Genomic DNA, 22,762 nt, shown 5'->3' with positions numbered 1-22,762 from the left:
ACTGCGGCGAGGAGGTCTCGACAAGCTCGACCACCGCTGGTCGAGCTTGTCGAGACCTCCTCGCCATAGTTCTACTTGCCCTGGTTCTATCTCGCTGCAGTTCTACTTCGGCGTATACCCGCCGTTCGTCCGACGTTCAGCACGTATGCACAGTTAGGCTCACCCAGTGCACCTCAAGACGCTCACGCTCCGGGGATTCAAGTCCTTCGCGTCGGCGACCACCCTCGAGCTGGAGCCGGGCATCACCTGCGTGGTGGGCCCCAACGGCTCCGGCAAGTCCAACGTGGTCGACGCGCTCTCCTGGGTCATGGGCGAGCAGGGTGCCAAGTCGCTGCGCGGCGGCAAGATGGACGACGTCATCTTCGCCGGCACGACCGGCCGCGCGCCGCTGGGCCGCGCCGAGGTCGCCCTGACGATCGACAACACCGACGGCGCGCTGCCGATCGACTACACCGAGGTCACGATCTCCCGCACGCTGTTCCGCAGCGGCGGTTCCGAGTACGCGATCAACGGCAACAGCTGCCGCCTGCTGGACATCCAGGAGCTCCTGAGCGACTCCGGCATCGGGCGCGAGATGCACGTCGTGGTGGGGCAGGGCCAGCTCGACGCCGTCCTGCGCGCGACGCCGGAGGAGCGGCGCGGCTTCATCGAGGAGGCCGCGGGCGTCCTCAAGCACCGCAAGCGCAAGGAGAAGGCGCTCCGCAAGCTCGACGCGATGCAGGGCAACCTCGCGCGCCTGGGCGACCTGACCGCCGAGCTGCGCCGTCAGCTCGGCCCGCTGGGCAGGCAGGCCGAGGCGGCGCGCAAGGCGCAGACCGTGCAGCGCGAGCTGCGCGACGCGAAGTCCCGCCTGCTCGCCGACGATCTCGCGCAGCTCACCGCCCAGCTCGAGCAGGAGCGTGCGGACGAACGGTCGCTCAAGGAGCGTCAGGCCGAGACCGAGGCAGCGCTCACCGAGGCACGCGGCACGCTGGCCCGCCTGGAAGCGACGATGTCCGCGGAGTCGCAGCAGGTCAACCAGGCCGGCGACACGGTCTTCGCGCTGTCGCAGACGCGGGAGCGCCTGCGCAGCCTGCAGTCCCTGGCCGGCGAGCGCGCCCGTCTCCTGGGTACCGCGGAGCCGACCCGCCAGGGCCAGGATCCGGACGACCTCGAGGCGCAGGCGGCACGAGCCCGCGCGAGCGAGGAGGAGCTGGTCACCGAGGTCGAGATGGCCCACGAGGTCGTCGAGACCGCCGTCGACGCGCGGGCCGAGGCCGAGGCGGCCGCGCAGGCCGCCGAGCGTTCGCACGCCGCGCTGCTGCGCGCCGCCGCGGACCGCCGCGAAGGCCTGGCCCGCCTGGCCGGCCAGGTTGCCGCGCGGCGCAGCCGCGTCGAGGCGGCGCAGTCCGAGCTGGACCGGCTGCGCGAGGCCCTGCTCGAGGCGGAGCAGCGGGCGGAGAGCACGTCGCGCGAGCTCGGGGCGCTCGAGACCGAGGTCGGCGTGGGCGGCGGCGAGGACGGCGCGGAAGGGCTCGACGTCGCGCACGAGGCGGCTGCGGGGGTGCTCGAGCTGGCCAAGGCCGAGGTGAGGCACCTCCAGGAGCAGGTGACCACCGCTCAGCGTGACCGCAGCTCGGCGGCCGCGAAGGTCGAGGCGCTGGAGCTGAGCCTGGACCGCAAGGACGGCGCCGGCACGCTGCTGGCCGCCGACCAGGCGGGAGTCCTGGGCTCGGTCGCGGCGCTGCTGGGTATCGAGGCAGGTTTCGAGGACGCGGTGGCCGCCGCGCTCGGCCCGGTGGCGGACGCCGTCGCGGTCGCCGGCGTCGACGAGGCCGTGGACGCGCTGCGGCTGCTCCGTGACGAGGACGCCGGCCGCGCCAGCCTGGTCGTCGGCTCGGACCGGCCGGCCACCGTCGGCGCCGACCGGCCGACAGTGGATCTCCCCGCCGGAGCCCGGTGGGCGACGGACGTGGTGCAGGTCGCCGGCCCGGCGTCGGCGGCACTGCTGACGATCCTGCGTGACGTGGTGGTCGTGGACGACCTCGCCCGGGCCCGTGCCCTGGTGCGTGACCAGCCGGTGGTCGCCGTGACCAGGGCAGGCGACCTGCTGGGTGCCACGCGCGCCTGGGGCGGGTCGGCGGCCGCGCCGAGCGTGCTGCACCTGCAGTCGGCGCTGGACGAGGCCAAGGCCGCCCGCGATGAGGCCGCGGCCCGGGAGGCCGACGGGACCGCGCACCTGGAGCGAGCGCGGACCGAGCGGACGGCGGCGCAGGAACGGTATGACGAGACGCTCGCCCGGCTCGGGGAGGCGGACGCCGCGCGCGCCGCTGCCGCGGAGCAGCTCGGGTCGCTGGGCGCGGCCGCACGCGCCGCCCAGGCGGAGGCGGACCGCCACCGCGCGGCGCTGGAGCAGGCGCAGTCCCGCCGTGCGGAGGACGAGATCGAGCTCGAGGCGCTCGTCGAGCGCATGACGATCGCCGAGGAGGAGCCCTCCGACGGCGAGGGGTCGATCGACGACCTGCAGGCCCAGCGGGACGAGGCCGCGGCGGCCGCCACCGCGGCCCGGGCGCGCGAGACCGAGGCCCGGCTGGCCCTCCGGACCGCCGAGGAACGGGCGCGTGCCGTGTCAGGCCGCGCGCAGGCGCTGACGGCGGCCGCCGAGCAGGAGCGCGAGGCTCGTGCGCTGGCCGCGGAACGCGAGGAGCTCCGGCGTCGGGACGCCGAGCGCGCGACGCTGGTGCAGCAGGCGGTGGCCGTGGCGCTCGAGGCGATAGCGCGCTCGCTGGACCGGGCGGTGGCCGAGAAGGCGGCCGCGGAGGAGGCCCGGGCCGCCGGCTCGGAGCAGCTGCTCGCCGTGCGGGGCACCGTCGAGTCGCTGACGGGCCAGCTGCGGGAGCTCACCGACGTCGCGCACCGTGACGAGGTGGCCCGCGCGCAGCAGGTGCTGCGCCTGGAGCAGCTCCAGTCGCGCGCCTCCGACGAGCTGGGCATGGACCCCGACGTGCTCATGGAGGAGTTCGGCCCGCACCAGCCGGTCCCGGTGTACGAGGGCGACGCCGCCGTCCGCGGGCGCAAGCGCCGTGCCGTCGTCGAACGTGACGACGAGGGCAACCCCATCCGCTACGAGGGGGACCCCACGCTGCCGCGCGGCGCGGCCGCGCGCGAGGACGCGCTCATCGCCCGGACGCGCGCGCTGCACGAGGCAGGTCTTCGGCCCGACGACCCCGCGGCGACCGCCGTGATCGTCGCGGCCGCCGGAGCCGAGCCGGAGGAGGCTCCGGCCGAGGGTGAGGCCGCCGCCGGCGAGGAGCCGGAGTCCACCGAGCCGAAGCCAGACCGGATGGTCCCGTACGTCCGCGAGGAGCAGAAGGCCCGGCTGGCGAAGGCCGAGAAGGCGCTGTCCCGGATCGGCGCGGTGAACCCGCTCGCGCTGGAGGAGTTCGCGGCCCTGGAGGAGCGGCACCAGTTCCTGGTGGACCAGCTCGCCGACCTGAAGAAGTCCCGCGAGGACCTGCTCCAGATCGTCGACGACATCGACGAGCGGGTGCAGCAGGTGTTCGCCGAGGCGTTCCAGGACACGGCGGCCAAGTTCCTGGAGATCTTCCCCCGGCTGTTCCCCGGTGGTGAGGGCAAGCTGACGCTCACCGACCCCGACAACCTGCTCACCACGGGCATCGAGGTCGAGGCACGTCCGGCCGGCAAGAAGGTCAAGCGGCTCTCGCTGCTGTCGGGTGGCGAGCGCTCGCTGGCCGCGGTGGCGTTCCTCGTGTCGATCTTCAAGGCGCGGCCCAGCCCGTTCTACATCATGGACGAGGTGGAGGCCGCGCTCGACGACGTGAACCTCGGCCGCCTCATCGAGATCTTCAAGGAGCTGCAGAAGGACAGCCAGCTCATCGTGATCACGCACCAGAAGCGCACCATGGAGGTCGCGGACGCCCTCTACGGCGTGACGATGCGGGGCGACGGCGTCACGACTCTGATCAGCCAGAGGATGGGCGAACGCGAGACCGTCACCGCCTGAGGCAGAGCCTGAGGCAGAGCCTGAGGCAGAGCCTGAACCAGAGCCTGAGGTGCTCCGAAGGGTGAAATTCGGCACCCCTCGGCAGCGAAACGCCAGGTGTGAGGGATTTCTCCTCCTGAAATTGCGCGTGTCGCACGGCGTGTCGCGCCGCTCTGCGCGGCAGGACCGGACAAGACACGCCACAATGGGCCCATGTGGTGGTCGGTCATTCTGCTCGTGGTGTGCCTGGTCCTGGCGGTGGGCGTCTTCGTCGTAGCCAGCCAGATGGACGCGCCCTCGAACAGGAGTGAGGAGTTCTCGTTCCTCCAGTGGTTCCGGTCCGGCATCGCACACCTCCGTGGTGACGCCAAGCGGCGCAAGGACGGCCGCCGCCTCGGGGCCTCCGCCGTGGCGACGCACGCGGTGGGCGCGCCCTCCGTGTGGGTGGGCAAGCCCCCGGTGGTCAAGCCGGACACCAAGCCGGTGGACATGGGCATGTCCGAGTTCTTCGCCGCGACCATCGAGTCGAAGCCGGGCTACGTCGACGCCGAGGAGCTGACCGACGTCCTGAACCGGGCACGTGACCAGGCGCAGAAGACGCTGCACGTCCCGCTCGGCCCGGTGCCGATCAAGCCCGCCAACCTGGTACCCGGGCAGCTTCGGGCAGTGCGGCCGGTGCGGACCGTTCGTCCCGTCCGGCCCGTCACGCAGGAGTCGCCCGCGGAGGAAGGCCCGGCCCAGGCCGCGAGCTAGGCCCGCGCCACCACCTAGGCCTGCATCATCAGCTAGGGCTGCACCGTCCGGTGCGGGACGATCACGGGCGTGCCGGTCAGCGGGTCCGTGAGGATCGACGCCTCCACGGAGAACACCTCGCGCAGCAGGTCGGCCGTGACGACCTCGGCGGGGGAGCCCTCCGCGACGATCTCGCCGTCGCGCATGGCGACGATGTGGTGCGCGTACCGGCAGGCGAGGTTGAGGTCGTGCAGCACCATGACGACCGTCCGCGCCCGGTCCCGGTTGAGGGTCGCGACCAGCTCGAGCACGTCGAGCTGATGGGCCATGTCCAGGTACGTGGTCGGCTCGTCCAGGAGCAGCAGGTCCGTCTGCTGGGCGACCGCCATGGCGATCCAGGCCCGCTGGCGCTGTCCGCCGGACAGCTCGTCCACGTCCCGCGCGGCGAGGTCCTCGGTACCCGTGGCGCGCAGCGCGTCCGTCACGGCCTCCGTGTCCGCCTCGCCCCACTGGTGCCACCAGCTCTGGTGCGGGTGGCGACCCCGCGAGACGAGGTCGCGCACGGTGATGCCCTCGGGCGGGACCGGCGACTGGGGCAGCATGCCCATGACCCGGGCGACCTCCCGGGTAGGCCGGTCGGCGATCGCCTTGCCGTCCAGCAGCACCGTGCCGCTCGTGGGCGGCATGAGCCGGGCCAGCCCGCGTAGCAGCGTGGACTTGCCGCAGGCGTTCGGCCCGACGATGACCGTGACCTGCTGGTCGGGCACGTCGAGCGACAGCGCGCGCACGACGGTCCGGTCGCCGTAGCCGAGGGTGACGGCGTCCGCCCGCAGGCGGGCGTCTGACGCGATGGCCGTGTTCATCAGGGAGTACCTCTCGTCGAGCGGCGACGCTGCAGCAGGTACAGCAGGTAGGGCGCGCCGACCAGGGCGGTCAGCACGCCGACGGGGAGCTGGAACGGCAGCGCCGTGCGGGCGACGGTGTCCGCCACGAGCACGAGCGCGGCACCGGCGGCGCCCGCCAGGACCGGCGGGATGTCGGGGACGGCGGCCAGCCGGCGGGCCACCTGCCCGGAGACCAGCGCGACGAACGCGACCGGCCCGGCGGCCGACGTCGCCAGGGCGGCCAGCAGCACGGCGATCACCAGCAGGGCCGCCCGGGCGGCGCCCGGCCGGACGCCCCACCCGGCCACGACGTCGTCCTCGAAGAGGAGCGCGCGGTTGGTGTGGGCGAGGACCAGGGCGGCGGGCAGCAGCACCGCCACGCCGACGACGACGGGCACTGCCTCGCCCCAGCCGCGCGCGTTGAGGCTGCCGGTGAGCCAGGCCGCCGAGCGCTGCGCGTCGTAGACGTCGATCCGGGTCAGCAGGAACTGGGTCAGCGCCGTGAGCGCAGCGGACAGCGCGATGCCGACCAGGAGGATGCGCCTGCCGCGCAGGGCGCCGTCCCGGGCGAGCAGGGCGATCAGCCCGGCGGCGGCGAGGCCGCCCGCCAGGGCCGCGACCGGGACGGGGACGACGCCGACGGGTCCGCCCAGCGAGCCGACCGCGATGACGCCCACGACCGCTACCGAGGCGCCCGCGCTGATGCCGAGCACGTCGGGGCTGGCCAGCGGGTTGCGCAGCACGCTCTGGCTCAGCCCGCCGGAGACCCCGAACGCGGCACCGACGACGACGGCCAGCACGACCCGGGGAAGCCTGACCTCGAGCACCGCGTAGACGGTGTTCTCGGGCCCGTGTCCCTGGAGCGCCGCCCACAGGGCGGCGGGCGTCGTCGGCTCGTCGCCCAGGCTCAGGGCGGTCGCGGCCACGAGCGCGAGGAACAGCAGCGTCCCCAGCACGGCGACGACCACCCGTCGGCGCGGCCGGGGCCGGGGCAGCAGGGAGCGCGCCGTCCGGACGGGCCGGCGGGGCGGGGCGGCGGTCACCGGGACCGCTCCTTCGCGCGCCGGGTCAGCCAGATGAAGAAGGGCGTGCCGAGCAACGCCGTGACGACGCCGACCTGTACCTCCGCAGGGCGTGCGACCAGCCGGCCGACGACGTCGGCGGTCACCAGGAGCAGGGGTCCGAGCAGGGCCGAGAGCGCGAGCACCCGCCGCACGTCGGTCCCGACCAGGGCCCGGGCGACGTGCGGGATGACCAGGCCCACGAAGGCGATCGGGCCGGCCAGCGCGACGGCGGTGCCGGACAGGAGCACGACCGCCGCCCCGGCGAGCAGCCGGGTCCGCACGACGGCGACGCCGAGGGCGGCCGCCGTGTCGTCCCCGAGGGCCAGGGCGTTGAGCGAGCCGGAGACGACCACGGCCAGGATCCCGCCCGCGACCGCCGGCGGGATCGCCGGGAGCAGCACCGCGGGGTCGGGCAGGCTCAGCGCGCCCACCACCCAGAACCGGTACTGGTCCATGGTGGAGGCGTTGAGCAGGACCGTCGCCGAGACGGCCGCGCCGAGGAACGCCGTCAGGGCCATCCCGGCGAGCGTCATGTTCACCGGCGTCAGCCCTTCCGGCGACCGGCTCGCGAACAGGTAGACGGCGGCGGTCGCCAGGGCCGCGCCGGCCAGCGCCAGCAGCACGCGGGGTGTCCCCGCCCCGAGGCCGAGGAACGCGCTGCCCGCCACGACCGCCACGGCGCCGCCCGCGGAGATGCCGAGCAGGCCGGGGTCGGCGAGCGGGTTGCGGGTGACCGCCTGCGCGAGCACCCCGGCGACGCCCAGCGCCGAGCCGACGAGCAGGCCGAGCAGAGTCCGGGGCAGCCGCAGCTCCCAGATCACGGTCGCGGCGATGCCGTCGTGGCCCAGGAGCCCGGCGAAGGTCTCGGCGGGGGACAGGACCCGGGTGCCCACCGTGACGCCGGCCAGCGCGGCGGCGATCAGCAGGACGAGCGTGACGAGCAGGACGGCGGCGAGCGCCGTCCTGCTCGCGGCCACGGTGCGGGGTGCGCTCACCGCTGGTCGGCGGCGATGGCTTCCAGGTCGTCGAGGACCAGGTCGGCCCCCGTCACACCCAGACCCAGATACCAGGTCTCGTCCGCCACCTCGCGCACGACGCCGCCGTTCGCCACCGCGGGGACCTGGTCCCAGAGGGGGCCGTCGACCACTGCCGCCTGCTCGGTGGCGTCGGGCTGGCCGTAGGTGCCCCACAGCAGCCAGTCGCCCTCGGCGAGCGTGATCTCCTCGGCGGAGATCTCCACGGCGAGGTCCGCGATGTCCTCGGTCTCCGGCCGGGGGAGGCCGGCGTCGGCGAGGATGATGCCGATGAACGAGTCGTCGGCGTACAGCCGGATCTGGCCGGCCATGAAGCGCAGCATCGAGATGGTGGGCGCCGTGCCGCCGTTCGCGTCGGTGACCTCGGCCCCGACCTCCGCGGCGCGCGTCTCGTAGGCGGTCAGCAGCTCCTGCGCCTTCTCCTCCTCGCCGACGGCGGCGGCGTTGAGCAGGAAGTTCTCCTTCCAGAGCACGCCGGGGCGAGGCGCGAGGACGGTCGGTGCGATGTCCTGCAGCTGACGCTTGAGGTTGTCGTCGTCGATCCGGAGCGACGTGCCGAGGATCAGGTCCGGCTCGAGGTTCTTGATCTGCTCGAGGTCCAGGGCGTCGTACGGGCCCAGGTCCACGGCGTCGCCGACGTCGAGGTAGTCGGGAGCCATCCCGACGTCGGCGGGGTGGGCGATGCCCACGGGCTCGATGCCGAGGGACGCCATGTTGTCGAGCTCGCCCGTGTCGAGCACGATCACGCGCTCCGGCCTGGCGGGGATGACGGTCTCGCCGACCTCTTCGTTGGCCACGAGGTTGCGCACCGTGCGGGGGAACTCACCGGGTGCCGCGTCCGTGCCGAGCTGCGCGGCGAGCTTCTGGACGTCGGCGAACCCGTCCTGGCCGGCGGCGACGTTGGACTTGTTGTCGCCGTCGCCGCCCTCGTCGGCCGCGCCGCAGCCGGTGAGGAGGACGGCGCCGAGGGCCAGGGTGGCGACGGTCGCTGAGAGAGCGCGGGGCATGGTGGTGTTCCTCTGTGTCCTGGATGAAAGTGGCACGGCGACGTCACCCTACACTCGTGATTAGGCAAGCCTAAGAACGGTTGGTTGCCGGAGGCGCCTGGCGGACGCGGACAGCGGCTGCCGCGCCGCCGTCCACGGGATGGAAGAATCTGGGGCGTGAACGAGCTTCCCTGGATCGAGATCATCTCCGTCGTCGTCGCCCTCGCGGGTGGCGGCGGTATCGGCCTCCTCGCGGCCCGACGTCGGAGGCACACCCAGGACCAGGGTGGCGGCCAGGCGACGGTCGAACGGGAGCCGGAGGCCGCGGCCGAGCCGGGCACGGTGGCCGAGCCCGAGGTCTCGACGAGCCCGGCCCGCGAAGCACCGACCGTCGAGACCCCGGCACCCACCGCCGGCCGCCTGGTGCGGCTCCGCGACCGCCTCGCGCGTTCCGGCTCGCCCCTGGGCGCCCGGCTGCTGTCCGTGCTGTCCCGGGACTCGCTCACCGAGGACGACTGGGACGAGATCGAGGAGGAGCTGCTCCTCGCGGACGTCGGGGCCGGTCCCACCACCGAGCTGCTGGAGGCGCTGCGCACCAAGGTCCGGGTGCTGGGCGTGCGGGAGCCCGCCGCGGTGCGCGACCTGCTGCGCTCCGAGCTCGTGGCGCTCCTGGACCCGGCCCTCGACCGCACCCTGCGGACCGAGCCGACCACCGCTGAGGACGGCACGCACCTGCCCGCCGTGACCCTCGTGGTGGGCGTGAACGGCACGGGCAAGACGACGACGGTCGGCAAGCTCGCCCGGGTGCTGGTGGCCGACGGCCGCAGCGTCGTGCTCGGCGCCGCCGACACCTTCCGTGCGGCGGCGGCGGACCAGCTCACCACCTGGGGCGACCGGGTGGGCGTGCCCACCGTGCGCTCCGACCGCGAGGGGGCCGACCCGGCGTCGGTGGCGTTCGAGGCGGTCGCGCGCGGTCGCGACGAGAAGATCGACGTCGTGCTGGTGGACACCGCCGGACGCCTGCAGAACAAGGCGGGCCTCATGGACGAGCTCGGCAAGATCGTGCGGGTCTCCAGCAAGGTCGCCGCGCCGAGCGAGGTGCTGCTGGTGCTGGACGCGACCACCGGGCAGAACGGCCTCTCCCAGGCGCGCGTCTTCGCGGAGGTCGCCGGCGTCACGGGCATCGTGCTGACCAAGCTCGACGGCACCGCCAAGGGCGGCATCGTCGTCCAGGTGCAGCGGGAGCTCGGCGTCCCGGTCAAGCTCATCGGCCTCGGCGAGGGCCCCGACGACCTGGCGCCGTTCGACGTGGAGGAGTTCGTCGACGGCATCCTGGGCTGATTCCTGATCAGTAATTGCTCGCTGAAGCCCTCCGTAATGGACGACTGTCCAATACGTGAGAATGCCATGTGAGCGGGACGTTACAAATGCATAGCGATGGAATATCGAGCGGATCACGGTTTGGTCCAAAATTTCGCCCAACCCGGACGCGAAATGAGACGTTTACATAAACCCCGCCTGTGTCACGCATTCGTAACCTCGATGCAGGTCGCGCGTAACCGCATCCCGCGACGGTAGTCGCGGTGGGCCGCGTCATCAGGACCGGTCCGGGGAGAGAGGCAACTGATGGAAGAGTTTGCTCTGGACAGTGGAAACACTGCCTGGATAATCACCGCCTCCTCGCTCGTGCTGCTGATGACGCCGGGCCTGGCGTTCTTCTACGGCGGCATGGTGCGCGGGAAGAGCGTCCTCAACATGATGATGATGAGCTTCAGCTCGATCGGCGTGGCCGGTCTGATCTGGGTGCTCTACGGCTACTCGCTGACGTTCGGTTCGGACATCGGCGGCATCATCGGCAACCCCGCCGACTACTTCGGCCTCGCGATCACCGACGCCGACTCGCTGATGTTCGCGGCCGGTGTCCCGGCGACGGTCGCCGCGGCGTTCCAGGCGACCTTCGCGATCATCACGGTCGCCCTCATCTCCGGCGCCATCGCCGACCGCGTCAAGTTCGGCACGTGGCTCGTCTTCGCCGCCCTCTGGGTGACGCTGGTCTACAGCCCCGTCGCGCACATGGTGTGGGGCGGCGGCCTGCTCGGCGCCGACGGCCCGGTCGCGACCGCGCTGTCGGTCCCGATCGACTTCGCCGGCGGCACCGTGGTGCACATCAACGCCGGTGTGGCCGGCCTCGTGCTGGCACTGGTCATCGGCAAGCGCAAGGGCTTCGGTACCGAGGCAATGCGCCCGCACAACCTGCCGTTCGTCATGCTCGGTGCGGCCCTCCTGTGGTTCGGCTGGTTCGGCTTCAACGCCGGCTCGGAGTTCGCCGCCGACGGCACCGCCGGCCGCGCCTGGCTGAACACCCTCGTCGCGACCGGTGTCGCGATGCTGGCCTGGATGGCCACCGAGAAGCTTCGTGACGGCGCGCCGACCACCCTCGGTGCCGCATCGGGTGTCGTGGCCGGTCTGGTCGCCATCACCCCGGCCGCCGCCGCGGTCGACACCTTCGGCTCGATCGCCATCGGCCTCGTGGCGGGCGTCCTCTGCGCCCTGGCCGTCAGCCTGAAGTTCAAGTTCGGCTTCGACGACTCGCTCGACGTCGTCGGTGTGCACCTGGTCGGTGGCCTCGTCGGCACCGTGCTGCTCGGCTTCTTCGCCACCGGCGACGAGACGGCCGTCGCGAACTTCGGTACCTGGTACCCGGAGGGTGCGCTCAACGGTCTGTTCTACGGTGGCGGCTTCACCCAGCTGATCACCCAGATCGTCGCCGCGCTCGTCGCCGTCCTCTTCAGCGCCGTCGTCACCGCGATCATCGCCTACGCCCTCAAGTTCACGCTGGGCTGGCGCATCTCCGAGGAGGCCGAGGTCAGCGGTATCGACCTCGCCGTCCACGGTGAGACCGCATACGAGAACTCCGGCTCTACGATCACCGAGGTGCGCTGACCGTGACCACGGTGCAGCAGCCGACTCTCAAGGAGGTACGCGCATGAAGCTCGTCACGGGTGTCATCCAGCCCCACCGTCTCGACGACGTGAAGACGGCGTTGGAGGGTGCGGGGGTTCGCGGTATGACCGTGAGCGAGGCCAGCGGCTACGGCCGGCAGAAGGGCCACACCGAGGTCTACCGCGGTGCCGAGTACACCGTCGACCTGGTGCCGAAGGTTCGCATCGAGGTCCTCGTCACCGACGCCGACGTCACCGCGGTGACCGACGCGATCGTCGGCGCGGCCCAGACCGGCAAGATCGGTGACGGCAAGGTGTGGGTGGTGACGGTCGACGACGTCGCCCGCGTACGCACCGGCGAGCACGGCGACTCCGCCCTCTGACGGGAGTGTCTGCCGACGTATGACCAGTGACCCGGCGCCCGAGGGCGCCAGGGAGCAGCCGGAGGCCCCGTACCCCACCGCTGGGGTGCGGGGCCTCCGCGACGAGCTCCTCACCATCGCCGCGGACCTGACCGGTCCGGGCCGTTCGGGCCTGGCCCGGCGGTCCGCCGTCGGGCAGCGGGTCACCGACCGGCTCGGTTCCCTGTTCGCGGAGGCGACCAAGGACGTGGACCCGTCGGGTATCGCCCTGGCGGCGGTCGGCAGCCTCGGCCGGGGCGAGCTCGGGCCCCTGAGCGACCTCGACCTGGTGCTCGTGCACGACGGGCGGACCCACGGTCCGAAAGAGCTGCAGCAGGTGGCCGAACGCCTCTGGTACCCGCTGTGGGACTCGGGCGTGGACATCGACCACGCGGTGCGCTCCCTGAGCCAGTCCCGGCAGGTCGCGGCGAGCGACCTCCCGGCGGTGATCGGCTGGCTGAGCGTGCGTGCCGTGGCCGGTGACGCCGTCGTCGTGCACCGCGCCGCCTCTGCCGTGCTCACCGACTGGCGCGCCGCCGCGCGGCGGCGGCTCCCCGAGCTGATCTCGTCCACCCGGGACCGCGCGCAGCGCGCTGGTGAGCTCGCGTACCTCATCGAGCCCGACCTCAAGGAGGCGCGCGGCGGCATGCGGGACGCCGTCCTGCTGTCCGCGCTCGCCGCCACCTGGCTCACCGACCGTCCGCACGGCGCGGTGGACGCGTCCTACACGCACCTGCTCGACGTGCGCGACACCCTGCAGGTGGTCACGCGGCGGCGCACCAGCCGCCTGCTGCTGGCCGATCTCGAGGAGGTCGCCGAGCTCACCGGCTACGACGACGGCGACGAGCTGCTGGCGAGCCTCGCCGAGGCGGGCCGGGTCATCTCCTACGCGCTCGACATGACGGTGCGCGGCGCGCGGCAGGCCCTGTCGCGCCCGGTGGGCGTCGGCAAGCCCCTGTGGGTGCGCGGACGGCGCACGCCGCCGCGCCTCCGCTCGGTGGGCGACGGCCTGGTCGAGCACGACGGCGAGCTCGTGCTCGGTGTCGGGACCCGCCCGGCCGAGGACCCCCTGCTGCCGCTGCGGGCCGCCGCGACCGCTGCCAGGACCGGGCTCGTGCTGTCGCCCGTGACCATCCGGAGCCTCGAGCAGTGCCCGCCCCTGCCCGAGCCGTGGCCCCCTGCCGCGCGCGAGAGCCTGCTCGCGCTGCTCGCCGCCGGGCAGGCGCAGGTCCCGGTGTGGGAGGCGCTCGACCTCGCCGGGGTGGTCACCTCCTGGATCCCGGAGTGGGCGGACGTGCGCAACCGGCCGCAGCGCGCGGCGATCCACCGGCACACGGTGGACCGGCACCTCGTCGAGACGGCCGCCGTGGCGGCGAAGCTGCGCCGGCACCTGCCGGAGCTGGCGTCCGGTACCGGGTCGCACCCCGGGACGACGTCGGGCGACCTGCTGCTGCTCTCCGCGCTGCTGCACGACATCGGCAAGGTGCGCGGCGCGGCCGACCACTCGGTGGAGGGGGCCCGGCTGGTGCCGGGCATCCTGACGCGCGCCGGCTTCGCACCCCAGGTGGTCGACGACGTCACGCGGCTCGTGCGGCACCACCTCACGCTCGCGGACCTGGCCACCACCGCCGACCCCGACGACCCGGCCACGCTGGCCACGCTCCTGGACGCGGTGGACCACCGGCGCGACCTGCTCGACGTGCTGCGCGCCCTGACCGAGGCGGACACGACGTCCCTGGGGCCGAAGCACTGGACGGGCTGGCGGGCGAGGCTCGTGGACGGGCTCACGGAGCGGGCCCGCGCACTACTGCCCGGATGAACGACTCGTGACCCCCGTCGATTAGGCTGTGTCCGTGTTCAATTCCCTGTCCGACCGGCTTACCTCGACGTTCAAGAACCTGCGCGCGCGGGGCCGTCTCTCCGAGGCGGACATCGACGCGACCGTGCGGGAGATCCGCCGCGCCCTCCTCGACGCCGACGTCGCGGTCCCCGTGGCGCGCGAGTTCACCGCGGCGGTGCGCGAGCGCGCGCTCTCGTCCGAGGTCTCCGGTGCGCTGAACCCTGCCCAGCAGGTCGTCAAGATCGTCAACGAGGAGCTCGTCGACATCCTCGGCGGGGCCACGCGCCCGCTCACGCTGGCCAAGACGCCGCCCACCGTGATCATGCTCGCGGGTCTGCAGGGTGCCGGTAAGACGACGCTGGCCGGAAAGCTCGCGCACGCGCTGAAGGGGCAGGGCCACACGCCGGTGCTGGTCGCCGCCGACCTGCAGCGCCCGAACGCCGTGACCCAGCTGTCCGTGGTCGCCGAGCGCGCCGGCGTGCCGGTGTTCGCGCCGCACCCGGGCAACACCTCGGTGGCGGACGACCCCGCGGCCGACGCGCCGCTGATCGGCGACCCGGTGGGGGTCGCGCGGGACGGCGTCGCGTACGCCAAGGAGCGCCAGCACGACGTCGTGATCGTGGACACCGCCGGCCGCCTCGGCATCGACGAGGTGCTGATGCAGCAGGCCTCGGACATCCGCGCCGCGGTGAACCCGGACGAGGTCCTGTTCGTCATCGACGCGATGATCGGCCAGGACGCGGTGAACACCGCCAAGGCCTTCGCCGACGGCGTCGACTTCACCGGCGTGGTGCTCTCGAAGCTGGACGGCGACGCCCGCGGTGGTGCCGCCCTGTCGGTCGCCAAGGTGACCGGCCGGCCCATCATGTTCGCGTCCACGGGCGAGAAGCTGACGGACTTCGAGGTCTTCCACCCCGACCGCATGGCGAGCCGCATCCTCGACATGGGTGACGTGCTCACCCTGATCGAGCAGGCCGAGAAGGCGTTCGACGCCGGCGAGGCCGAGAAGATGGCGGCCAAGGTCGCCAGCGGCCAGGACTTCACGCTCGCGGACTTCCTGGTGCAGATGCAGCAGCTGAAGAACATGGGCTCGATGAAGAAGATGCTCGGCATGCTGCCGGGCATGGCCCAGATGCGCGACCAGCTCGACCAGTTCGACGAGCGCGAGGTGGGCCGCATCGAGGCGATCATCCACTCGATGACGCCCGCAGAGCGCGAGAACCCGAAGATCATCAACGGCTCGCGCCGCGCCCGCATCGCCAAGGGTTCCGGCACGACGACGACGGCCATCAACCAGCTCCTGGAGCGGTTCGAGAACGCCCAGAAGATGATGCGCCAGATGTCCAAGGGCGGCGGCATGGGCCCCGGCGGGATGCCCGCGATGCCCGGCGGCCCCGGCATGGGCATGGGCAAAAAGTCGCGCGGCAAGACGGCCCCGCCGAAGAAGGGCAAGAAGGGCAAGTCCGGGAACCCGGCCAAGCGCGCCCAGCAGGAGCAGGAGGCCATGCAGCGCGCGCTCGGCGGCGGCCCCGCGACCACCCCGTCGGCGCCGGCCGGCTCGGCCTTCGGCGTCGCGCCCAAGAAGGACGCGGCTCCCGACCTCAGCAACATCGAGCTCCCGCCCGGCCTGGAGAAGTTCCTGGGCCGGTGAGCGGCCGGTGATCGGCCGGTGACGGTGGCCTGTGATCTCACGGGCCGGATGGGGGAGCAACGAGTTCGGGAGAACGAGGGAGCCGCATGTCTGCGCTGGAAGGTCCGACCGCGGCGATCCGCGGGCGCATCCTGCTGGGTGACGACCGCGAGGCCGAGGAGATCTGGGTCCGCGGGGGTCGCGTCAGCCTGACGCGTCCGTCGGCGCAGGGCACCAACATGCAGATCCTTCAGGGCTGGGCACTGCCCGGCCTGGTGGACGTGCACTGCCACATCGGGCTGGCCGCCGACGGCGTCGTCCCGGTGGAGGAGGCCGAGAAGCAGGCGGTGGCCGACCGCGACGCCGGAGTGCTGCTGATCCGCGATGCCGGCTCGCCGCTGGACACGGCGTGGGTGCACGACCGCAGCGACCTGCCGCACCTGCTGCGCTCCGGCACGCACCTGGCGCTGCGCAAGCGGTACCTGCGCAACTACGGGCTCGAGCTCGAGTCGCCCGAGCAGCTCCCCGAGGCGGTGCGCACCCAGGCCCGGCGCGGCGACGGCTGGGTCAAGCTCGTGGGCGACTGGATCGACCGGTCCCTCGGGGCCAAGGGCGATCTGCGCCCTCTGTGGCCGGAGGACCTGCTCAAGGAGGCGGTCGCCGTCGCGCACGCCGAGGCCGCCCGAGTCACCGTGCACGCGTTCGCCACCGAGACCATCGACGGGCTGCTGGCCGCCGGGGTGGACTGCATCGAGCACGGGACCGGCATGACCGCCGAGCACATGGCAGCGGCCGCCGAACGCGGGATCGCCGTGACGCCCACCCTGCTGCAGGTCGGCCAGTTCGAGAGCATCGCGGCGCAGGCAGACGGCAAGTACCCGGTGTACGCGGCGCGGATGCGTGCCATGTACGCGAACCGCTACCAGCAGGTGCGCGACCTGCACGAGGCAGGCGTGCGGCTCCTGGTCGGCACCGACGCGGGCGGGACCATCTCCCACGGCCGGATCGCCGACGAGTGCGCCGAGCTGGTGGCCGCGGGCATCCCGGCCGCTGAGGTCGTGGCGATGGCGTCCTGGCGCGCCCGCGACTACCTGGGCTTCGGGGCCGTCGTCGAGGGCTCCAGCGCCGACCTCGTGGTGTACCCGGCCGACCCGCGCGAGGACATCGAGGTGCTGCGTCACCCCACGGCGGTGGTCCTGCGCGGCACGATCTACCCCACCGCCTCCTGAGCTGTCAGACGTACAGGTCACTCGGGTGACCTGTGCGTCTGACAGCTCGGCGCGGGTGTGACGCGAACGCGGTTGGTGGGGCGTCTCGCCGTCTGGCACAATGTGCACGTACTCGGTGTGCCCGGACCCCTCTCATCTGGTCAGGCCGTGTCTCGGTTCTACCCACCGCTTCACCCCACGTCGCGGTGCTCGGACCACCCCATTCAACAGGAGATACCACTTCGTGGCTGTCAAGATTCGTCTCAAGCGCCTCGGCAAGATCCGGGCCCCGTACTACCGTGTCGTCGTCGCCGACTCGCGCACCAAGCGCGACGGTCGCGTGATCGAGGAGATCGGCAAGTACCACCCGACCGAGGAGCCGTCGCTCATCGAGATCAAGTCGGAGCGCGCACAGTACTGGCTCGGCGTCGGCGCACAGCCGACCGAGCAGGTCGCCGCACTGCTCAAGGTGACCGGTGACTGGCAGAAGTTCAAGGGCCTGCCGGGCGCCGAGGGCACCCTGCGCGTCAAGGGCGAGAAGGTCGACGCGACCGCCGCCATCGAGGCCGTCAACGCCGATGCCGAGAAGGCCAAGGCCAGGGCTGCCGAGAAGGCTGCCGCTGCCGCCGCCGAGGCTCCGGCTGCGCCGGCCGAGGGCGACGAGGCCTGATGCTCTCGGAGGCCCTCGAGCACCTGGTGCGCGGCATCGTGGACAACCCGGAAGACGTTCGTGTCTCCGCGAAGACGCTGCGCCGTGGTGACCTGCTCGAGGTCCGCGTGCACCCCGACGACCTCGGCCGAGTCATCGGCCGAGGTGGTCGCACGGCTCGCGCTCTGCGCACCGTGATCGGTGCGCTTGCCGCAGAGGGCCCGGTGCGGGTCGACGTCGTGGACGTCGACCGGCGCTGAGCACATCCCTGCTCTGCACGACGACGAGGCCCGGTCCGAACGTGGACCGGGCCTCGCTCGTTCCCTGACTGACCCGCTGGCCGAACCTGTCGAGACCCCGACCTGGACCGTTGGTCGCCCTTCGACAGGCTCAGGAACCGCTGGTCGAGACCCCAACCTTCACTCTTCGAGGAGACACATGCAGCTGACCGTCGCCCGCGTCAGCAAGGCGCACGGGCTCAAGGGCGAGGTAGCCCTCGACGTGCGCACCGACGATCCGGAGACCCGGCTCGCGATCGGCGAGCGGCTCGAGACGGTCCCGGCCGATGTCGGACCGCTGACCGTGACGCACGCCCGCGAGCACCAGGGCCGGTGGCTGGTCACGTTCGCCGAGATCAGCGGCCGGACCGCCGCCGAGAACCTGCGTGGGACCGAGCTCGTCATCGAGGCGGACGCCTCCGACGAGGAGGACGCCTGGTACCCGCACGAGCTCGCGGGCCTGCGCGTCGAGCTCGAGGACGGCACGGTGGTCGGCAAGGTGGTCTCCCTGGAGTACATGCCGGCGCACGAGTCGCTCCTGATCGAGGAGACCCTGCCCGACGGCGGCACCGTCCGCACCCTGGTCCCGTTCGTCCTGGCGATGGTGCCCGTGGTCGACGTCGAGGGTGGTCGCGTCGTGGTGACCCCGCCCGCCGGGCTGCTGGCGCGCGACGCCGACGCCGCGATCGTCGACCGTGCTGATGATGTCGACGCGGTCGACCGGGAAGACGACTGACGTGCGCATCGACGTCATCTCGATCTTTCCCGACTACCTGGCGGCGCTCGACCTGTCGCTCGTGGGCAAGGCGCGGCAGCGCGGGCTGCTGGACCTGCGGGTGCACGACCTGCGCGACTGGACGGCCGACCGGCACCGCACGGTCGACGACACCCCCTTCGGCGGGGGAGCCGGCATGGTCATGCGCCCCGACATCTGGGGCCTCGCCATCGACGAGGTGCTGGACACCGGCGCGACGGGCGCGCACCTGATCGTCCCCACGCCGTCGGGCGAGGTGTTCACGCAGCGGCACGCCGAGAGCCTGGCGTCGGCGGAGCAGCTCGTGTTCGCGTGCGGACGGTACGAGGGCATCGACGCGCGCGTGGCGCAGCACTACCGGGACGCCGGGATCACCGTGCACGAGCTGTCGATCGGCGACTACGTGCTCAACGGCGGCGAAGTCGCCTCGCTGGTCATGATCGAGGCGGTGGCGCGGCTGATCCCCGGGATGGTCGGCAACCCCGACTCCCTGGTGGAGGAGTCGCACGGGGCCGCGGGGCTGCTGGAGTACCCGGTGTACACGAAGCCGCCGTCGTGGGCGGACCTCGAGATCCCCGAGGTGCTGCTGTCGGGGCACCACGCGAAGATCGAGCGCTGGCGCCGGGACCGCGCGCTGGAGCGGACGGTGCGGCTCCGGCCGGACATGATCGCCGCGCTCCCCGTGACGAACCTGGACAAGCACGACCTGGCGCTGCTCGCGGAGCTCGGCTGGGTGCCGAGCCCGAACGACGACGGCAAGCTGGCGCTGGATCGGGCAGGCTGAACATCACACGGCTCGATGTTTGGTCTGCCCGTTCGTGTGGCAGAATTACCCGTTGGTGCGTCGCCGGTCAGGTCTCTGCCACAGGGGACGGCCGGGGCGGGCAACCGCCCCTGACCGGGTAAAGCCGCACCGGCATCCACACCCTTCCGGGACCCGACGGCCAGCAGGCCGCGCCGGGGCCCACGATATTCGTGCCTGACCTGTGGCAGGCCCGGAGAGAACAATGCAGAAGCTCGACATGATCGACGCAGCCTCGCTGCGGTCCGACATCCCGGAGTTCCGCGCCGGCGACACCGTCAAGGTGAACGTCAAGGTCGTCGAGGGCAACCGCTCTCGTGTCCAGGCCTTCCAGGGCGTCGTCATCTCCCGCCACGGCGGCGGGGTCGGCGAGACGTTCGCTGTCCGCAAGGTCAGCTTCGGTGTCGGCGTGGAGCGCAAGTTCCCGCTGCACGCGCCGTCGATCGAGTCCATCGAGGTCGTCAGCCGCGGCATCGTGCGTCGCGCGAAGCTCTACTACCTGCGCGACCTGCGTGGCAAGAAGGCGAAGATCCGCGAGAAGCGCGACAACTGACGCGCCTGCGCGTTACAGCATCGGCATTGGCCGTCGTCCTCAGCTTCGAGGGCGGCGGCCTTCGTCGTACGTGACCTGCGTCTGTGTTGATATCAGACAGGGGTCGTGTGCGCTCGCGAGCCATTTCGCCGCAGGCGCTCGGAGGTGACAGAGTTACCCCCGTGACGAGTTTCGACCGGGTGGCGCCGCCCACCCCTATTGATGGGACGCCCTTGAGCTCAGCAGAACCGTGGGAGAGCAGCGGGGCGCATCGACAGGGCGGAGCCGCGCACGGTCGTGAACCGAGAAAGCAGCAGTCCGGCTTCGTCGCGATGCTCCGGGAGATCGGGATCATCGTCGTCAGCGCGCTGATCCTGTCGTGGCTCATCAAGACGCTGCTGGTGCAGCCGTTCTACATCCCCAGCGCGTCCATGGAGGACACGCTGACGCAGGGGGACCGCGTGATGGCGTCGCGCCTGACGCCCGGCCCGTTCGACCTGAAGCACGGGGACATCGTCGTCTTCGTGGACCCGGGCGACTGGCTGCCGCCGTACGTGCCGCCGGAGCGTGGACCGATCGGCGACGGCATGGTGTCGTTCCTGACCACCGTGGGCCTGCTGCCGCAGGACACCGGCGACCACCTCATCAAGCGCCTGATCGGGCTGCCTGGTGACACCGTCGTGTGCTGCGACGCCGAGGGTCGCGTGTCGGTGAACGGCACGCCGATCGACGAGACGTCGTACATCAAGCCCGGGTCGATCCCGAGCGAGGACCAGTTCGAGGTCACCGTGCCCGACGGCATGCTCTGGGTGATGGGCGACAACCGGCAGAACTCGCAGGACTCCCGCAAGAACCGCGGCAAGCCCGGCGGCGGGTTCGTACCCGTCGACAACGTGGTCGGGACGGCGTTCGCCACCGTGTGGCCGCTCGACCGGCTGAACTGGCACAGCAACCCCAGCGACGTGTTCGCCGGTGTTCCGGACGCGCCTCCAGCGGAGAAGTAGGTGGTTCGCGCGGTCCCGACGCTGCGACACGAGAGGGCGCTGCTCGCCTCCGGCGCCCGCCTCGTCGCGGGCATGGACGAGGTGGGGCGCGGCGCCCTCGCGGGCCCGGTCAGCGTGGGCGTGGTGGTGGTCGACGCCGCCACGCGCACCGGGCCCAAGGGCGTCGCCGACTCCAAGCTCCTGACGCCGACCGCGCGCGAGGCGATCGCGCCCGCGGTGCGACGCTGGGCGGTGGCCTGGGGCGTCGGCCACGCGGGTCCCGCGGAGATCGACGAGGTCGGGATCATCGCGGCACTCCGGCTCGCCGGCCGGCGAGCGCTCGCCCAGGTGCGCCTGATGTGCGGCGACGTCGACGTCGTCGTGCTGGACGGAAAGCACGACTGGCTCTCCACGCCGTCGCTCGACCTGTTCGCGGCGGCGGACGCCCCGGACGACGGCGTGCGCGACCCCGCCGTGCGGACGCTGATCAAGGCCGACATGACCTGCACGTCGGTGGCGGCCGCGAGCGTGCTGGCCAAGGTGGAGCGGGACGGCATCCTGGTCGAGCTGGCGCAGCGGCACCCGGAGTACGCCTGGGACCAGAACAAGGGGTACAGCGCCAAGGCCCACATGGACGCCCTGGGGCTGCACGGGCCGACACCGCAGCACCGCAGATCCTGGAACCTGCCCGGAACTGCGGCGTCGGTGGGATGATGTCGTCGTGAGCGCCGAAGACCTCGAGAACTACGAGACGGAGATGGAGCTCGCGCTCTATCGGGAGTACCGGGACGTGGTGGGCCTGTTCTCCTACGTGGTGGAGACCGAACGCCGGTTCTACCTCGCCAACCAGGTGGACCTGCAGGTGCGGTCCGCGGCGGGCGAGGTGTATTTCGAGCTGCGGCTCGCCGACGCCTGGGTGTGGGACGTCTACCGTTCCGCGCGCTTCGTGAAGTCGGTGCGCGTGGTGACGTTCAAGGACGTGAACGTCGAGGAGCTCGCGAAGGCGGAGCTGTCGCTCTGACGTCGTCCGTCTGACCCGCTCCCATCCGGGTAAGGGATCCACCCACTGTCCGGCTGATGCCTTGACCGTGCACTCCCGTGGCGGGCAGCCTCGCGGTTGGTAGATCTCGGTTACCGACGGAGGTAGAGATGCGTATCCCGGCGATCCTTGCGACGACATCCGTAGCTGCAGTGCTGATGGCCGGGACAGCGATCCCGGAGGACGCCGCACCGACGGCGGAGCTGTTCGACGACTTCAGCTACAGCGGTCCGAGCGACCCGCGCCTCGCCCAGCGTGGCTGGTACGTCCGTTCCGGCGGTGGCGGCCCGGGCGTGCCGGGCGCGGCGTGGTCGCGGGACCACGTCTCGTTCCCGACCGCCGACGGCGGCCAGGTGCTGGAGCTCAAGGCGTCCACCGAGGGCGCCGCCGGCGCCACCGTGCAGTCGGAGGTCTCCCATCAGCGCAAGTTCGCCGAGGGCACCTATGCCGCCCGCGTACGTTTCGCGGACGCCCCGGTCAGCGGGCCGGACGGCGACGAGACCGTCCAGAGCTTCTTCACGATCACGCCGCTGGACGCGCCCATGGACCCGGACTACGGCGAGCTCGACTTCGAGTACCTGCCGAACGGCGGCTGGGGCGAGTCGGGCCCGACGCTGTTCATGACCACCTGGGAGACCTACCAGCCGGACCCGTGGCTCGCGGACAACGTCCACGGCACGGTCTCGGCAAGCCTGGACGGCTGGCACGACCTCGTGATCCACGTCGCCGGTGGGCGGGTGACCTACTACCTGGACGGCACGGTGGTGGCCGACCACGGCGACGAGTTCTACCCGGAGACGTCGATGTCGATCAGCTTCAACCACTGGTTCATCGCCGGTGGCCTGGTCGCGGACGGAACGCCGCGCGAGTATCTGGAGCAGGTCGACTACGTCTACTTCACCGAGGACGAGGTCGTCCCACCGGCCGAGGTGACTGCCCGGGTCCAGCAGTTCCGGGCCGGATCGGTGGGCTGGCTGGACACCGTTCCGGCCGGGTGACCGGACCCCGAGGCATCCGGCGGG

General features: G+C 72.2%; 21 protein-coding genes. 17 read left to right on the top strand and 4 right to left on the bottom strand.

Features of this window, described 5'->3' with window-relative positions:
• Positions 1 to 166 precede the first annotated feature (166 nt).
• A complete protein-coding gene (gene smc, locus ACNYC2_RS18840; protein WP_419703257.1) occupies positions 167 to 4,003 on the top strand; it encodes a chromosome segregation protein SMC in 3,837 nt (1,278 codons plus the stop codon).
• Positions 4,004 to 4,195: 192 nt separating this feature from the next.
• Positions 4,196 to 4,735 carry a hypothetical protein gene (locus ACNYC2_RS18835; protein WP_419703256.1) on the top strand — a complete coding sequence of 180 codons (540 nt, stop codon included), beginning with the start codon at positions 4,196 to 4,198 and terminating at the stop codon, positions 4,733 to 4,735.
• A 32-nt stretch (positions 4,736 to 4,767) separates the two neighbouring features.
• Here the strand turns inward: ACNYC2_RS18835 and ACNYC2_RS18830 are convergent, their stop codons facing one another.
• The 4 genes from ACNYC2_RS18830 to ACNYC2_RS18815 are packed head-to-tail and all read right to left on the bottom strand — an operon-like array spanning position 4,768 to position 8,703.
• The gene (locus ACNYC2_RS18830; RefSeq protein WP_419703255.1) at positions 4,768 to 5,577 is read right to left on the bottom strand and encodes an ABC transporter ATP-binding protein; all 810 of its coding nucleotides are present in this window, start codon (positions 5,575 to 5,577) and stop codon (positions 4,768 to 4,770) included.
• Positions 5,577 to 6,641 (bottom strand): FecCD family ABC transporter permease, encoded by a 1,065-nt coding sequence (locus ACNYC2_RS18825; protein ID WP_419703254.1) that lies wholly within the window; start codon positions 6,639 to 6,641, stop codon positions 5,577 to 5,579. Before ACNYC2_RS18825 ends, ACNYC2_RS18830 begins: the two co-directional genes overlap by 1 nt.
• A complete protein-coding gene (locus ACNYC2_RS18820; protein ID WP_419703253.1) occupies positions 6,638 to 7,657 on the bottom strand; it encodes a FecCD family ABC transporter permease in 1,020 nt (339 codons plus the stop codon). Before ACNYC2_RS18820 ends, ACNYC2_RS18825 begins: the two co-directional genes overlap by 4 nt.
• Positions 7,654 to 8,703, bottom strand: coding sequence for an ABC transporter substrate-binding protein (locus ACNYC2_RS18815; protein WP_419703252.1), 1,050 nt, complete (start codon positions 8,701 to 8,703; stop codon positions 7,654 to 7,656). The genes ACNYC2_RS18820 and ACNYC2_RS18815 overlap by 4 nt, the downstream gene beginning before the upstream one ends.
• Positions 8,704 to 8,859: 156 nt before the next feature.
• Here ACNYC2_RS18815 and ftsY point away from each other — a divergent pair, with 156 nt between their 5' ends.
• The 15 genes from ftsY to ACNYC2_RS18740 all read left to right on the top strand — a co-directional run bounded on the left by ftsY (position 8,860) and on the right by ACNYC2_RS18740 (position 22,738).
• A complete protein-coding gene (ftsY, locus tag ACNYC2_RS18810) occupies positions 8,860 to 10,023 on the top strand; it encodes a signal recognition particle-docking protein FtsY (RefSeq protein ID WP_419703251.1) in 1,164 nt (387 codons plus the stop codon).
• A 285-nt stretch (positions 10,024 to 10,308) separates the two neighbouring features.
• A complete protein-coding gene (locus ACNYC2_RS18805; RefSeq protein WP_419703250.1) occupies positions 10,309 to 11,625 on the top strand; it encodes an ammonium transporter in 1,317 nt (438 codons plus the stop codon).
• Between the two features lie 43 nt (positions 11,626 to 11,668).
• Positions 11,669 to 12,007 (top strand): P-II family nitrogen regulator, encoded by a 339-nt coding sequence (locus tag ACNYC2_RS18800; RefSeq protein WP_116674478.1) that lies wholly within the window; start codon positions 11,669 to 11,671, stop codon positions 12,005 to 12,007.
• 19 nt (positions 12,008 to 12,026) lie between these two features.
• Positions 12,027 to 13,844, top strand: a complete 1,818-nt coding sequence (locus ACNYC2_RS18795; RefSeq protein ID WP_419703249.1) for an HD domain-containing protein — start codon at positions 12,027 to 12,029, stop codon at positions 13,842 to 13,844.
• 34 nt (positions 13,845 to 13,878) lie between these two features.
• On the top strand, positions 13,879 to 15,516 hold the full coding sequence (gene ffh, locus ACNYC2_RS18790) for a signal recognition particle protein (RefSeq protein WP_419703248.1): 1,638 nt from the start codon (positions 13,879 to 13,881) through the stop codon (positions 15,514 to 15,516).
• An 86-nt stretch (positions 15,517 to 15,602) separates the two neighbouring features.
• Positions 15,603 to 16,724, top strand: a complete 1,122-nt coding sequence (locus ACNYC2_RS18785) for an amidohydrolase family protein (protein ID WP_419703247.1) — start codon at positions 15,603 to 15,605, stop codon at positions 16,722 to 16,724.
• A 223-nt stretch (positions 16,725 to 16,947) separates the two neighbouring features.
• On the top strand, positions 16,948 to 17,373 hold the full coding sequence (rpsP, locus tag ACNYC2_RS18780; RefSeq protein WP_419703246.1) for a 30S ribosomal protein S16: 426 nt from the start codon (positions 16,948 to 16,950) through the stop codon (positions 17,371 to 17,373).
• Complete coding sequence (locus tag ACNYC2_RS18775; protein ID WP_116674482.1) at positions 17,373 to 17,612, top strand: RNA-binding protein; 240 nt, start codon at positions 17,373 to 17,375, stop codon at positions 17,610 to 17,612. The genes rpsP and ACNYC2_RS18775 overlap by 1 nt, the downstream gene beginning before the upstream one ends.
• A 178-nt stretch (positions 17,613 to 17,790) precedes the next feature.
• Positions 17,791 to 18,366, top strand: a complete 576-nt coding sequence (rimM, locus tag ACNYC2_RS18770) for a ribosome maturation factor RimM (RefSeq protein WP_419703245.1) — start codon at positions 17,791 to 17,793, stop codon at positions 18,364 to 18,366.
• A 1-nt stretch (position 18,367) separates the two neighbouring features.
• On the top strand, positions 18,368 to 19,168 hold the full coding sequence (trmD, locus tag ACNYC2_RS18765) for a tRNA (guanosine(37)-N1)-methyltransferase TrmD (RefSeq protein ID WP_419703244.1): 801 nt from the start codon (positions 18,368 to 18,370) through the stop codon (positions 19,166 to 19,168).
• 223 nt (positions 19,169 to 19,391) lie between these two features.
• Entirely contained in the window at positions 19,392 to 19,739 is a 348-nt protein-coding gene (gene rplS, locus ACNYC2_RS18760) for a 50S ribosomal protein L19 (RefSeq protein WP_419703243.1), read from the top strand.
• A gap of 161 nt (positions 19,740 to 19,900) precedes the next feature.
• The gene (lepB, locus tag ACNYC2_RS18755) at positions 19,901 to 20,722 is read left to right on the top strand and encodes a signal peptidase I (protein ID WP_419703242.1); all 822 of its coding nucleotides are present in this window, start codon (positions 19,901 to 19,903) and stop codon (positions 20,720 to 20,722) included.
• Positions 20,723 to 21,415, top strand: coding sequence for a ribonuclease HII (locus tag ACNYC2_RS18750; RefSeq protein ID WP_419703241.1), 693 nt, complete (start codon positions 20,723 to 20,725; stop codon positions 21,413 to 21,415). It begins immediately after the preceding gene.
• 7 nt (positions 21,416 to 21,422) lie between these two features.
• A complete protein-coding gene (locus ACNYC2_RS18745; protein ID WP_116674488.1) occupies positions 21,423 to 21,722 on the top strand; it encodes a DUF2469 domain-containing protein in 300 nt (99 codons plus the stop codon).
• 128 nt (positions 21,723 to 21,850) lie between these two features.
• Positions 21,851 to 22,738, top strand: a complete 888-nt coding sequence (locus ACNYC2_RS18740) for a glycoside hydrolase family 16 protein (protein ID WP_419703240.1) — start codon at positions 21,851 to 21,853, stop codon at positions 22,736 to 22,738.
• The last annotated feature ends 24 nt before the right edge of the window (positions 22,739 to 22,762 follow it).

The organism is Promicromonospora sp. NFX87 (assembly GCF_048564965.1).
In the GTDB taxonomy this organism is placed as follows: Bacteria; Actinomycetota; Actinomycetes; order Actinomycetales; family Cellulomonadaceae; genus Promicromonospora.
The sequence above is the reverse complement of the archived record's forward strand: the minus strand, read 5'-3'. Positions and strand labels throughout refer to the sequence as shown.

Excerpts from the sequence above, each read along its gene's own strand:
- ACNYC2_RS18835 (WP_419703256.1), top strand. The coding sequence starts at position 4,196 with ATGTGGTGGTCGGTCATTCTGCTCGTGGTGTGCCTGGTCCTGGCGGTG.
- ACNYC2_RS18830 (WP_419703255.1), bottom strand. The coding sequence starts at position 5,577 with ATGAACACGGCCATCGCGTCAGACGCCCGCCTGCGGGCGGACGCCGTC.
- ACNYC2_RS18815 (WP_419703252.1), bottom strand. The coding sequence starts at position 8,703 with ATGCCCCGCGCTCTCTCAGCGACCGTCGCCACCCTGGCCCTCGGCGCC.
- ACNYC2_RS18805 (WP_419703250.1), top strand. The coding sequence starts at position 10,309 with ATGGAAGAGTTTGCTCTGGACAGTGGAAACACTGCCTGGATAATCACC.
- ACNYC2_RS18800 (WP_116674478.1), top strand. The coding sequence starts at position 11,669 with ATGAAGCTCGTCACGGGTGTCATCCAGCCCCACCGTCTCGACGACGTG.
- ACNYC2_RS18795 (WP_419703249.1), top strand. The coding sequence starts at position 12,027 with ATGACCAGTGACCCGGCGCCCGAGGGCGCCAGGGAGCAGCCGGAGGCC.
- ACNYC2_RS18785 (WP_419703247.1), top strand. The coding sequence starts at position 15,603 with ATGTCTGCGCTGGAAGGTCCGACCGCGGCGATCCGCGGGCGCATCCTG.
- ACNYC2_RS18775 (WP_116674482.1), top strand. The coding sequence starts at position 17,373 with ATGCTCTCGGAGGCCCTCGAGCACCTGGTGCGCGGCATCGTGGACAAC.
- rimM (WP_419703245.1), top strand. The coding sequence starts at position 17,791 with ATGCAGCTGACCGTCGCCCGCGTCAGCAAGGCGCACGGGCTCAAGGGC.
- rplS (WP_419703243.1), top strand. The coding sequence starts at position 19,392 with ATGCAGAAGCTCGACATGATCGACGCAGCCTCGCTGCGGTCCGACATC.
- ACNYC2_RS18740 (WP_419703240.1), top strand. The coding sequence starts at position 21,851 with ATGCGTATCCCGGCGATCCTTGCGACGACATCCGTAGCTGCAGTGCTG.